At 51.0% G+C, this 13,381-nt stretch carries 7 protein-coding genes; 3 read left to right on the forward strand and 4 right to left on the reverse strand.

The features are described 5' to 3' along the window. Positions 1-858 precede the first annotated feature (858 nt). Positions 859-2,448 (forward strand): S-layer homology domain-containing protein, encoded by a 1,590-nt coding sequence (locus tag NFS22_RS21705; RefSeq protein WP_251319763.1) that lies wholly within the window; start codon positions 859-861, stop codon positions 2,446-2,448. 431 nt (positions 2,449-2,879) lie between these two features. Here NFS22_RS21705 and hutH read toward each other — a convergent pair whose 3' ends face one another. From hutH to NFS22_RS21725, 4 genes are read right to left on the reverse strand one after another with little or no spacing between them, the layout of a single operon-like run. Continuing rightward, on the reverse strand, positions 2,880-4,448 hold the full coding sequence (hutH, locus tag NFS22_RS21710; RefSeq protein ID WP_251319764.1) for a histidine ammonia-lyase: 1,569 nt from the start codon (positions 4,446-4,448) through the stop codon (positions 2,880-2,882). A 22-nt stretch (positions 4,449-4,470) separates the two neighbouring features. Next, positions 4,471-5,754, reverse strand: a complete 1,284-nt coding sequence (locus NFS22_RS21715; protein ID WP_251319765.1) for an aspartate aminotransferase type Ic — start codon at positions 5,752-5,754, stop codon at positions 4,471-4,473. 13 nt (positions 5,755-5,767) lie between these two features. Continuing rightward, complete coding sequence (locus NFS22_RS21720) at positions 5,768-7,171, reverse strand: YfcC family protein (RefSeq protein ID WP_251319766.1); 1,404 nt, start codon at positions 7,169-7,171, stop codon at positions 5,768-5,770. Next, positions 7,168-8,343, reverse strand: a complete 1,176-nt coding sequence (locus NFS22_RS21725; protein ID WP_251319767.1) for a M20/M25/M40 family metallo-hydrolase — start codon at positions 8,341-8,343, stop codon at positions 7,168-7,170. The genes NFS22_RS21720 and NFS22_RS21725 overlap by 4 nt, the downstream gene beginning before the upstream one ends. Positions 8,344-8,523: 180 nt before the next feature. On the opposite strand from NFS22_RS21725, the gene NFS22_RS21730 reads away from it, so the two are divergent. Together NFS22_RS21730 and NFS22_RS21735 are read left to right on the forward strand one after the other, a co-directional pair. After that, on the forward strand, positions 8,524-9,870 hold the full coding sequence (locus tag NFS22_RS21730; protein ID WP_251319768.1) for a helix-turn-helix domain-containing protein: 1,347 nt from the start codon (positions 8,524-8,526) through the stop codon (positions 9,868-9,870). 504 nt (positions 9,871-10,374) lie between these two features. Beyond that, a complete protein-coding gene (locus NFS22_RS21735) occupies positions 10,375-13,254 on the forward strand; it encodes a DNA methyltransferase (protein ID WP_251319769.1) in 2,880 nt (959 codons plus the stop codon). The last annotated feature ends 127 nt before the right edge of the window (positions 13,255-13,381 follow it).

Consider the following 13,381-nt stretch of genomic DNA (forward strand, 5'->3'; position numbering starts at 1 on the left):
TGCAAAAACGGGGGCACCGCGCTGGCGGTGCCCCTCCACTTTTCGGGCTATTAAAAATTTTTTAGGACTTTTTGTAATTTAGTCTTGACATTTGGCTTAATAACGCGAACCTCGTTCAAAACTATAAAAACCGCTTGCACGATCAAGTGGTATAGTGTAAAATATAGCCAGAGACAGTAAAAGCATGTACAGGCAGGACGTGAGGGACTTCCACTTCCCCCACATCCCTACGCAGGAGAGCGGACCTCCCACACAGCAAGAAACTTGCGCTACATCCATTTTAACAAAACTACATAGGTTTTTCAAACCTTAAATGGGTGTGTGTGTTTGATGTTCGGCGGTGTAGGGATTTCATGCTCTGCGCCGCTTTTGTTGTCTCAAAGGGAAAACCGCCAGTGGCCGTGAAGCAAGTACCACCCTTTGGCAAGTACCTTTGAGAAATAACTTTAATCAAAAGAAGAAAAGGGTGAGACGCGGGAAATGTGGAAACATTGATGTGCCGGTTTGCTGGTGGGGCGATACCTATGTCTTGGCCGTTTGTGTGAAATGAAAGGAGCATAAAAACGAGGAAAAGACTGGTATCTATTGTTGTTGTATTCGGAATTGTGTTGACGCTGTTTCTGCCAATGCTGACAATGCGCAAGCAATGGCATGGGCTGTGGAGAACAAGGTCACCGCCGGCACCAGCAATGCCACATTCAGCCCTGACAGCACCTGTACCTGGAAGCAAATCGTGACCTTCCTATACCGGACATATGGAGAATAATTGTATACAACGAGCAAATAAGAAGTACCGTCCGCCCCAGGCCATCTGTCCGCAAGAGAAAACTCTATTTTTGAAGGGAGAAAAGAGAGCGAATGAAAGGTAAACTTCAAAAGGTAATCTCCATATTACTGCTATTGGCAATGGTCCTGGTGATACCACCAATAGCGTATGCTGACAGCACACAGGATTTCACAAATGGTGAAACCTATCTGCGCACTTCCTACAATAATGACAACTATGTTGAACTGTCCATTTCCAGAAACACTCTGATCGTCAGTGGAAAACTTCGATTAAATGGCTTGACAGGTTTAATGGTACAGTGTGGAGAGCAATCTCGTGAATATATTGATGCCGCCAGCGGACAAGAATTCTCCGTTCGTGTTGCTTTGTCCCATAATGGGTCGCTGCCGGTCAGCATATATACACAGGTGAGTGGAGAACGTACCTACTGGAGCTACAGTTGGAATAAAATCTACATTGAAAAGACAAGTGGAGGATACCGCATTATGCCCTCCTTTGTACTTGATCAGAACCTTTCCTTTGCGCGGGCCTATGTTGACCCCGATAATTTCCGAGACAGCAGCGGAGTTCCGGATTCCGTCAAATCCTTGTCAAATCAGATTGTCGGCGGGGAAACGGACAACTATTCCAAGATTTTCCTTCTTCACAAATGGGTGGCAGAAAATATTTACTACGACTACGATGCTTATTACAGCGGCGAAAGTACTTTTTATGATTCGGCAAGTATTCTTGCCAACAGGCGCTCCGTGTGCGAAGGATATGCCAACTTGCTCAGAGACCTCATTCTTGCTCAGGGAATACCCTGCATGAAAGCATCAACGTACTCGTTAGGCGTTAGCACAAATGGCGGATCTTATGCCGTTAGGGCTGATGAAGCCAACGCAAATATTTCAAACCACGCCCATGTCGAAGCGTGGGCCGACGAGCACTGGGTGATCATGGATGCCACATGGGATTCCAACAACAAGTATGAAGACGGAAGCTACAATACGGATACGCCGAACGGATTTTACTATTTTGATATCACACCAGAAACGCTTGCACTCGACCATAAGTACATCACCCGTGGCAACGGGAAGGTAAAAATGCAAAATGGCACAATTACCGGCGCAGATACTCCCAGCGTGCCCACCGAACCGTCTGCCTTGGTCTTTTCTGACGTCTCAGCGAATGACTATTTTGCGGAGGCTGTCGCGTGGGCTGTAGAAAAGAACATTACCAGCGGCACCAGCAATACCACTTTTTCCCCTGGCGCTACATGCAACAGGGCGCAGATTTTGTCCTTCCTGTGGCGGGCCAACGGTTCCCCGGAACCGACAATACCCAATCCCTTTAATGACGTTAAAAACACTGACTATTTCTACAAGGCCGCGCTGTGGGCTGCAGAAAAGGGCATGGTGTCCGCCCCTGCTTTTGGCGCAAGTACACCCTGCACCCGTGCCTCCACAATGGAATATATGTGGAAAGCGGCGGGGAATCCTGCGGCCTCCTACGATGGACGGTTTAGTGATATTTCTGCCGGTTCGAACTACGCCCAAGCCGTGGCGTGGGCATTGGCAAACAATGTCACTGTTGGCACTAGCGCGACCACATTCAGTCCCGATCAAACCTGTACCCGTGGTCAGATTGTGACGTTCCTCCATAGAATATACGAGAAATAATCGAAAAAACTAAATAGCGATCAATAATAGGCATTGTCCAATTTGGACAATGCCTAACTGTGTCTCTCATTTTTTGTATCATGCATTCATTATAGCACCTTTACCCCTATTAATACAGCTTCTCACTTTTATTTGAATGATCCCCAGTTGCGTAAACGCAGAAACGCCCAACACCCCCTTTTTCGCCCAGCCGTTTACCTGGACATAGATTACGTGCCAGTCTCCATATTCTTTGGGCAGGCCCTGGATCCGAAACATTGGAGAGGTACTGCTACTCCGCCATAACCTCAGATGCTTTTATCGCCGCGGTACACGTTCGCTGTATCGCTATTTGAGCCGCTATTCGTGCCTAACTTGGGTAGACATTATCTAAAAAACTTAAAAGAAACGGGGCAGACTCAGCTGTCCCGCTTCTTTTAAATTGTGCGATTTTACTGGAAGTCGGGGATGTATTCCTTGACGATATCCAGCAGCTCGCCGCTACGGATCATCTTCCCTACCTCCAGGATGTCGGGCCAGATCTCCCGGTCGATCTCGTAGAAGTCTACCTTCTCACGGACGTGCTTGAGAATGGCCTCATGGACGGGGGCGATACCCTGGCCGTGGGTGCCCAGGCGGCGGCGGACGTCAATGGCCTGGCAGGCGGTGAGCAGCTCGTCGGCCAGCACGGAGAAGGTGTTCTGGACGATCATCCTTGCCTTGCGGCCGGCGGTGGTGCCCATAGACACGATGTCCTCCTGGTTGGCGGAGGAGGGGATGGAATCCACGCTGGCGGGGTGGGCCAGCACCTTGTTTTCCGACACCATGGAGGCGGCGGAGTACTGCACGATCATGAAGCCGGAGTTGACGCCGGGCTTGGTGGTGAGGAAGGGGGTCAGGACGTTGGACAAAGCGGCGTTGACCATCCGCTCGGTGCGCCGCTCGGAGATGTTGGCAATCTCAGAGCAGGCGATTCCCAGGGTGTCGAAGGGGATGGCCATGGGCTCACCGTGGAAATTGCCGCCGGAGATGACCGCCTCGTCCTCCAGGAAGATGAGGGGGTTGTCAGTGACGGCGTTGAGCTCGATCTCCACCTTGTCCCGGACATAGTCCAGGGCGTCACGGACGGCGCCGTGGATCTGGGGGATGCACCGCAGGGCGTAGGCATCCTGTACCCGGTCGGTCTGGCAGTTGTCCAGAATCTCGGAGCCGGCCAGCAGCTTGCGCATGTTCTCGGCCACCAGCATCTGGCCCTTCTGGCCGCGCACCTGATGGATGCGGGGGTCAAAGGCGTTGCGCAGGCCGGTGAGGGCCTCAAAGTCCATGGAGCCGATGACGTCGCCCAGCTGGGCGGCGCAGATGGTGTCGTACAGGGCCAGGGAGCCCACGCTGGTCATGGCGCAGGTGCCGTTGGTCATGCCCAGGCCCTCTTTGCACACCAGGGTGTCCAGAGTGGCAATGCCCGCCTTGGACATGGCCTCGCCGCCGTCCATCAGCTGGCCCTGGTAGTAGGCCTGGCCCTTGCCCAGCAGGGGGAGGGTCATGTGGGCCAGAGGGGCCAGGTCGCCGGAGGAGCCCAGAGAGCCCTTCTGGGGCACCCAGGGGTGGACGCCCTTGTTGAGCATCTCAATCATCATCTCCACCAGGACGGGGCGCACGCCGGACACGCCGCCGCACAGGGCGTTGGCCCGCAGCAGGAGCATGCCCCGGACCACCTCCTCGGCGTAGGGCTCGCCTGCGCCGGTGCAGTGGCTCAAAATCAGGTTGGTGGACAGCTGGTTGCTCATCTCCTCGGGGACGGCAACCTTTTGGAAGTCGCCAAAGCCGGTGGTGATACCGTAGGCCACCCGGCCTTCGTCGGCGATCTTCTCGGCCAGAGCCCGGGACTTCTTCATGGCCTCCAGGGCGGAGTCGGCCAGCTCCACGGTGGCACTGTACCGGGCCACGGCCACAAAGCTCTCCAGATTCAGGCTGTGGCCGTCTATCACAACATGCTTAATTTTGTTTGGGTTCATGATCATAATAATCAACCTCGCTTGAAACTTATTCCTGAGCTAAAAGCCTCTCTGTCGCGGCCAGCTTGGCGGCGATACAGAATACCTCCATGGCCTGAGCCAGCTCGGCGGGGGCGGGGAAGGAGGGGGCCAGGCGGATGCAGCTGTCCTCCGGGTCCTTGTGGTAGGGGTGGGTAGCCCCAGCGTCGGTGAGGACCACGCCCACCTCTTTGCACAGCTGGACGATTCGCTTGGCACAGCCGGGCATGGCCATATAGGTGACAAAGTAGCCCCCCTTGGGCTTCACCCAGCTGCCCGCACCGGCTCCACCCAGTTCAGACTCCAGGGCCTCCAGTACTGCGTCAAACTTGGGCCGGAGGATGGCGGCGTGTTTGTCCATCTGGGCCTTGATGCCGTCCACATTCTTAAAGTACCGCACATGGCGCAGCATGTTCAGCTTATCCCAGCTGATGGCTTGGGCGTCCAGCTGTTTGGTGGTGAAGTCAACATTAGCCTTGGAGGCGGCGAAGAAGGCCACCCCCGCTCCCGGAAAGGTAATTTTAGAGGTGGAGCCGAACATATACACCATATCGGCATTGCCCGCTTTTTTGCACTCCTCCAGGATGTTGAGCACCGGGGTGTCCTTGTAGACATAGTGGGCGGCGTAGGCGTTGTCCCAGAAGATGCGGAAGTCTTTGGCAGCGGGCTTGAGGGCGGCCAGACGGCGCACCGCCTCGTCGGAGTAGGAGCCGCCCAGGGGGTTGGTGTACTTGGGGACGCACCAGATGCCCTTGACGGTCTCGTCCTCCGCCACCAGCTTCTCCACCAGGTCCATGTCCGGCCCCCACTCGGTGAGGGGGATGTTGAGCATCTCGATGCCCAGGGTCTCGCAGATGGTAAAGTGGCGGTCGTAGCCAGGGACGGGACACAGGAATTTCACCTTGTCATATTTGCACCAGGGCTTTTTGCCCCCCAGCACGCCCAGCAGCATAGCCCGGGCCATGCAGTCGTACATAAAGGTGAGGGAGGCGGAGCCCACCACAATGGTCTCCTCAGGGGTGACGCCCATGTATTCAGCAAACAGCTTCCGGGCCTCCGGGATGCCCCGCAGCTCGCCGTAGTTGCGGCAGTCCAGGCCGCTGGCGTCATGGCAGTCGCTTTTGGAGTTCAAAGTGTCCAGCATAGGCAGAGACAGCTCCAGCTGGCCGGCCCCCGGCTTGCCACGGGCCATGTTCAGGGACAGTCCGCGGCCTTTCAATTCCGAAAATTTCTTCTCAAGCTCTTCTTTTTCCGCGGCCAGCTCAGACCGGCTCATGGACAGCAGATTTTTCATTCTCAAAACCTCCTTAGAAGGGGCCGTAGCCGGTCAGGGTGGCGAAGACCAGGAAGGCGCAGCAGACGGCCCACCAGATCAGGACCAGGGGAACGAAGAATTTCCACCACTTGTTCAGCGGGACGCCCGCGATAGCCAGGGCGGACATGGTCATGCCGCTGGCGGGGGTGATGCAGTTGGTAGAGGCATCGCCAAACTGGAATGCCAGAACGGCGGTCTGACGGGTAATACCCACCAGGTCGGCCAGGGGGGCCATAATGGGCATGGTGATGGCGGCCTGCCCGGAGCCGGAGGGGACCAGGAAGTTGAAGATGGCCTGGATCAGGAACATACCGCAGGCGGTGAGCACGGTGGGGATACCGTTGAGCAGGCCGGCCAAGGCATGGATGACGGTGTCCATAATCAGGGCGTCGGTGAGGATGATGGTGGTAGCCTTGCAGAAGCCGACCATAATGCAGGGGAACAGCATATTGTGGCAGCCCTTGATAAAGCTGTCGGCAATCTCGCCCGGGCGCAGGCCGCCCACCACACCGGCGGCAATGCCCATAATCAGGAACAGGGCGGCCAGCTCGTCAATGTAAAAGCCATACTGAATCACGCCGAACACCAGCACGGCGACGGTGGCCACAAAGATGAGCAGCACCACCTTGTGCCGGCCGGTCATGCGCTCCTCCTCGTTGACCTCAAAGGTCCCGGCGCGGCTGCGGTCCAGCTCGTACATGGGGCTGGCCTGGGGATTTGCCTTCACCTTTCTGGCGTGGAGGGTGACAAAGGTGACGTTGATGATATAGAACACGGCCAGCGAGGCCAGGCGCAGCTCAATGCCGGAGAAAACCGGCAGCCCGGCGATTCCCTGGGCCACGCCAACTGTAAAGGCGTTGGTACAGCCGGAGGCGATGCCCGCCCCGGTGGAGCCGAACACAATACCCAGCGCGGTGAGGGAGTCAAAGCCCATAGCCAGACAGATGGATAGGATCAGGGGCAGGAAGGCCAGATACTCCTCCTCATTGGCAGCAAAGGCGGAGCCGCAGCTGAAGATCAGCATACAGACCGGGACCAGCAGCAGTTCTTTTCCCCGCATTTTCAGGACCAGGGTCCCCATGCCGGATTTGATGGCCCCGGTGGCCTCCATCACACCGAAGGCCCCGCCGATGATAAAGAGGAAGGCGATAATGTCGCTGGCAGACTGGAGGCCCAGGGTGAGGGATTTGAACAGATCAAAGAATCCTGTGGGATTCTGCTCGGTGTACTGGAAGCTGGAGGGATCTACCACGGTCCGTCCGGAGTTGGGGTCCACCACTCGGTCGAAGACGCCGGCGGGGACGATATAGCTGGCCAAGGCACTGACCAGGATGATGCAGATAATGATAACAATGGGATTTGGCGCTCCTTTTTTCTTCTCCAATGTGTTGCTCATGACAGTCCCTCCTCTAATTCCGCAATAACATATGCAATCATTTTCGTCCGCTGGAAGAGCGTGTCCACAATGGCGCACTCTTCCATGGTGTGGGCACCGCTCCCCTTTACCCCGCAGGCGCATACGGCCGGGACGCCGGCCTGGGATATGTAGGAGACGTCGGAGTTTCCGCCGGGGAAAGCGGTGCCGAAGGGCGGCAGCCCATACTCCACGGCGGCCTGGTTGATCCGGTCCAGCAGGTCCAAATTCGCCTGTGTTTTCTCAAAGACGGGCATATCGTTGACAAAATCCACGGTGGTCTGGGTGCCCTCAATGTGTGTCACCCCGCAGACCTCCGAAATCTGCCGTTTCAGGCGCTCCAGATCGGAGGCGCGGTCAAACCGGGCATCCACTTCGATTTTGCAGAAATCCGGGATGGCGTTGGATACGGTGCCCCCCTGAATCACGTCCACACTGACAATGATCCCCTCCTCCTCATAGCGGGAGAGGGCCTGAAGCGCGATCACCTTGTGGGCCATCTCTGCAACCGCGTTGCGTCCGGTGAGAAAATCGTTGCCTACATGGCCGCTTCGTCCCCGGACCGTGATATGGCAGTCCAGGTTTCCTTTCCGGCCTATGGCAATGCAGTCGTCCATCCGCCCCGTCTCCAGGTTGAAGGCGCACAGGCACCCGGCCGCCTCCCGGCGGATGATCTCGGGGGCTTGAGATCCCACATGGCCGGTCTCCTCGTCAGCGCAGAGCAGCAGCTTGATGGGGCTGCGGTCATAGCCGATGTGGCGCAGGGCCTTAATGATGTACAGCATCATCACTGTACCGCCCTTCATGTCTGCCGTGCCGGGGCCGTAGGCGATGCCGTCCCGGATGACAAAGGGGTTTTCCGGATAAGCGTCCCGGGGGAATACCGTGTCCAGGTGTCCGCACAGAAGGACAGGTTTCCCCGTCCGCTCCGGTCCATCCACCGCGCAGAGGACCGGAATACCATCTCCGGAAGGAATCATGCGGCAAAGCAGCCCCTCCTGCTCCAGACGGCGTTTCACCATTTGGAGCAGCGTTGCCATGCGGGCGGGCTCCTTCGCGCATCCCTGGAAGTTGACCAGCTCCCGCCAAAAGTCGATCATTTCATCCTGGCAATGATCCACATACTGGCCGATTTTTACTGCGTAGTCTGACATGAAAGCTCCACCTCCATAAATTTGCAGAATAGAATCCGTTTCCCCTCTGTTCAAAGTTTGTCAGGTGTGATAAAATTGTCCTGAGAAAACAGCTCTATCTTGTGACCTATTATAGACAAAAATTCAGCCGCCAAAAAACGCCTATAATTTGACTAAAATTAAGAAATGGGGCAGTGGACTATGGAGCGTAAGCTAAAACTCGGCTTTGTCGGAACGCATGTGCGAATGGAGCTGATTCAGAACATTGTGCCAAAGCGGTTTCCAGAGCTCCAGATCGAAATTTTTGAAAATGACCGGTATGACTATCATAAAGAAATGGCTCAGGCCCTGCTGGAGCTGAAAAACCGCATTTCCGGCGTGATTTTTGGCGGAGAGCTGCAATTCAAGCAATACCAGCAATTATTTGAACCGGATATCCCCTGCGCCTTTATCGAGAAGGACAGCGTGTCGCTGCTGAACTCCCTGGTCTCCCTCTCCTGGCAGGGGGCGGACATTACCAGGGTCAGTATTGATAATTACTCCCCCGCCACGGTGAAAAAGGTGTTTGAGGACGCGGGAATTCCGGACAACCGCGTGCATATCCTCAAAAAACGCTACCCCAAGCGGCCAGAGGACAATTATTTCGAGACCCTGCACCAGGGACACCGGAAGCTATTTCTGGATGGCGCCGTAGCTGGCTGTATTGCGACAGACATCCAGGTTTATGAGCGCCTGGCCGCGGACGGTATCCCTGCGGCCTATTCCAGACCCACAACGGATAATATTATTCGGACCGTAACCAGAATGAAGCAGGAGTGTATGGAGCAGGCCCAAATGGAGACGGGCAATTTGGCGGTATTGGCCCTTCGGATTACACCAAAGGAGGAAATTTTCTACCAGGCCCAGCGGGAATACCTGGAGAGCCATGAAAAGCTGAAAGCCGCCGAGGAGCTGTATCACTTTGCCAAGGACGCCCGGGCCACCGTGATTCAGCAGTCCGACGAGTCGTTTATCGTGCTGATGAACCGGAAGGATCTGATGATTTACAGCAATTCACTGGAGAGCCTTCCCTTTCTCCATCTGATCCAGGACAACAGCGCCTGTCATGTAAGCCTGGGCATTGGGTTTGGCTATACCCCAGGTGAAGCCCGGTCCAACGCCGGATTGGCGCTGAAAAAAGCCGGATTGCGGAAGGAGAGCTGCACTTATATTGTTCATAATATAAATTCTGTTACCGGACCAGTCAATTTTGTACGTCCACAGAAAAAGAAAGTGAAAGAAGAGCAGCAGCAGCTTCGAGAGCTTGTCCAGCGAACAGGAATTTCCGCCGTGAAGCTTCAGCGGCTTGTTCTGGTAATCGAACAGACGAAGAAAACACTGTTTACCGCCGCTGAGCTTGCAGAGCACCTTCACATCTCCCTGCGCAGCGCCAACCGGCTGCTCGCCTCCCTGGAGGAAAACGGCCTTGCCTGCCTGTCCGGACAGACTGTCACGGGATCGGCCGGCAGACCGGGAAATATCTATCGCATATCGGTCGAACGCATATAAAGCGTTTTTCATCTTGACCGGTGACATAACGAAATTACAACCAATCCTGAGTGCCGATTCCAATTAAGATTTACCCACATGTGGAAAAATGTGGACGGAAACAACGGATGGAAAAGCGCAAAGCCCACAGGCATCCATGACAAAAATACCCTGAAAGCGCCCAATAATGGCACTTTCAAGGCTGGTAATTACTGGGTAAAGACACAGAGGCGTACCCATATCACAATAGTACTGTCAATAGTAGGATCTGTTGACGCTTCCTTTATCAATAAAACTATAGCACTATGTACGATTACCAACTCAGCTTTATATATCCAGTAAAGCCAGTCAGGTTGACCTGACTGGCTCTCTTTATATCCGTCTATCAATTATTTTAACGCTGTCAACGCCCCAACAAGAGTTGTGCATTTCAACTTCTCAACGCAAAAATGATTTACTACTTTTTTATTTTTGATTGCCTTTTTAAGGTATTCATTTTATAATGCTATAGTGGAGGATTTCATAATGGAGAACTTTACTATTTTAAACTACCAGGGCAGCAAAAATAATCTTAGCAGTTTTATACATCAAAATGTAGAACCATATATACAAGATGGCAAAGCAATTTTAGACATTTTTTCTGGTTCTGCTGCTGTAAGCAATATGTTTAGAGAGAACTATCAAGTCTATGCGAATGATGTTGAATGCTACGCAGGTATCATAGCTGACGCTGTCTTAAATCAGGCAGATATAGAGTCCGATGCTGACCTTCTTCATTCGCTGGATACAGAATATACGAATACGGTCAAAACACAGTCAAAGCCTGTCACAGATTTTATCAAACTGGAGCAGCAGGCTTTGGATCATGAAAGCTTTAAAGAGTTAATCGCTCTTTATCATACATATCCTACTGTTTGGAACAATCAATATTCCGGCATTATCAATTCTCCACTGACTGTTGATCGTATCAAAGATACGAAGGACTATTACTTATTTACAACATACTATGCCACAAACTATTACGGGATCATCCAGGCCCTTGATATTGATTGTATCATTAAAATGATTCATACAAGCTTTGCGGAATATAAATCCGCCTTGCTTTCTTGTTTGTTTTACGCAATGAAAGAAGCGGTTTTTTCCAAAGATGGCCACATGGCTCAGCCGCTGAATCCCGAAAAAAATCAAAGCCGTCTTTTTGTGCAGCGGAAAAAGAATATTTATGAATTATTCACGAAAAAGTTCAAGGAATATATTCAAATTCCTCTCTCCAAATTTTCCGGAAAGAACTTAATCTTTAACTCGAATTTTGAAGAATTATTAGATGAGGAGCTTTTCTCTAACGTAGGCTTAGTGTATGCAGATCCCCCATATACGGATATGCAGTATTCAAGATACTATCATCTGTTGAATGTCGCCGCCAAATATGAGTATCCCTTATTAACCGTCACTAAAAACGGCTATACCAAAGGCTTGTATACAGAAGGACGCTACCAATCAAAGCTGAGTCAACGCAGCTCCGCTAAGAAGTCCTTAGAAAATTTAATTGACTTCTGTGCCCGGATGAACACGAACCTTGCCATTAGCTATGCGTATCCTCAGGACAGGGAACGGCAGGCGACGGACAGATATACTATTTCAATAGACGAGCTAGTGGCACTTGCGCAAAAATACTTCACAAACGCTCGTGTTACTGTTGTGACGCAAGATTATAATCATGCGAACCATCGAAACAGTGAACCCAAAAAAGTTCTTGAATACCTGATCTTGTGCGGGGATAAAAACCTGAGTCAGGTTCATATTGATTCACTGAAAAAATCCTTATGCAACTTATTGCCAAGCAAAAATAATCCTATGTATAACTCCCATATCTACTGGTCCCAAAAGGCCTTTAATATCTGTGATGCCTTGATTGATTCACTGTCAAATAAGGGAGATGTTGTATTTGACCCTTTTCTTGGTTCCGGAGTAACCACGCTGGAAGCCATTAAAACAGATATGTCCCGCTGTGCGATTGGCTGTGATATTAACGACATGCCATTATTTATCTCAAAATTACTTTTATCCGTCAATACCATTCCGAATATAAAAAAAGAGCTGGAACGCTTTATATCAGAGCTTAACGGACTGCTTCACTATTATGAGACCACTTGTCCAGTCTGTAAAAAAACCGGTATTATTACAAAAGTAATCTTTGATAAACCAGAGCGAACAGGCTCAAAGATTGTCATTAAAACGATCAATTACCAATGCGGATGCTCTAAAAAAGGCATTAAGTCCGCAGATGAAAGCGATTATGAAAAAATGAATATGACCCCAGCGCTCAAAAATATCAGCAATACCGCTTTAATACATAACTCCAAAATCGCAATCACTGAGCATGATGATATCAAAAATATATTTACCGGGCGCAATTTGTCGGTACTGGATGACATATTAAGCCTGATTGACAAATATAGCACAAGCTATCAGCCTGTTTTAAAGTATATCCTGATGTCTGTTTTGCATCTATGCAAAATAACCGACAAGCATTCAAATTCTCAATGGCCGTTATGGATACCCAAAACCGATTGCGTCGAGAAAAATATTATAGATGTATACAGCAAGAAGATCAGAAAATTTTTTGGAGTTATACCTTTTATGAAAGAAAATTATGCTGATTCTGAACTAGTAGACTCATATCGTTCTCTTTCCCCCTGTAAATGTTTATTATTGCAAAAAGGCAGCCAGTCAATCACCAAGCAGGATATACCTGATGATAGCGTGGATTTAATTGTCACTGACCCTCCGTATCTGGAGCAAGTTCTCTATTCGGAGTATATGCAGCTATATAAGCCGTTTTTGAATTTGGATTATAACTTGGAAGATGAAATTATTGTTTCTTCTGCACCTTCCCGGAACAAGAACAGGGAGGAGTATTTTAAATTATTAGATCAGGTTTTTCATGTGTGCTCCCATAAGCTGAAAGCGAATCATTATATGTGTTTATATTTTCATGATTGTGATTTAAATGTTTGGAATGAATTGATTACTATCTTGGAAAGAAACTGTTTTCGCTTTATTACACAAATACACGTTGATAAAACCGTTACGTTAAAAAATATTATCAGCCCTAAAAAATCGTTGAATGGTGACTCCGTACTTATTTTTTCAAAAGGAGCAGCTCCGATCAAGCACAATGCCACAGAAGATATATCTGAAATCGAACATAATATGATTCGCCAGGCTAAATTCATGGTAAGATCAAGTGGCCCGCTGTCTACTCACGAATTATATGACAATGGGCTGATGGAAATTTTAATCCAAAACGGCTGGCTGTCTAAGCTTTCCAGCAAATATTCTTCTTTAGTTGATATGTTTGATAAACATCTGACATGGGATTTTTCCACGGCCAGATGGAAATGAAGCAAACTGCGGGGAATCTCCCCATGTCATTGCGGCGGGTATCGGATTTGCTGAGAAGCTGTACCAATAGGCTAAAGCCTTTTTAACAAAGTGCGAAAAGCGGCAATCATGCAAACCGCCTGAGCAG

Source organism: Flintibacter muris, assembly GCF_943192995.1.
GTDB lineage: Bacteria > Bacillota > Clostridia > Oscillospirales > Oscillospiraceae > Lawsonibacter > Lawsonibacter muris.

What these genes read in the sequence shown, in the direction of transcription:
- NFS22_RS21715 (WP_251319765.1), bottom strand. Translation starts at nt 5,754, where the DNA reads ATGAAAAATCTGCTGTCCATGAGCCGGTCTGAGCTGGCCGCGGAAAAA.
- NFS22_RS21730 (WP_251319768.1), top strand. Translation starts at nt 8,524, where the DNA reads ATGGAGCGTAAGCTAAAACTCGGCTTTGTCGGAACGCATGTGCGAATG.
- NFS22_RS21725 (WP_251319767.1), bottom strand. Translation starts at nt 8,343, where the DNA reads ATGTCAGACTACGCAGTAAAAATCGGCCAGTATGTGGATCATTGCCAG.
- hutH (WP_251319764.1), bottom strand. Translation starts at nt 4,448, where the DNA reads ATGATCATGAACCCAAACAAAATTAAGCATGTTGTGATAGACGGCCAC.
- NFS22_RS21705 (WP_251319763.1), top strand. Translation starts at nt 859, where the DNA reads ATGAAAGGTAAACTTCAAAAGGTAATCTCCATATTACTGCTATTGGCA.
- NFS22_RS21735 (WP_251319769.1), top strand. Translation starts at nt 10,375, where the DNA reads ATGGAGAACTTTACTATTTTAAACTACCAGGGCAGCAAAAATAATCTT.
- NFS22_RS21720 (WP_251319766.1), bottom strand. Translation starts at nt 7,171, where the DNA reads ATGAGCAACACATTGGAGAAGAAAAAAGGAGCGCCAAATCCCATTGTT.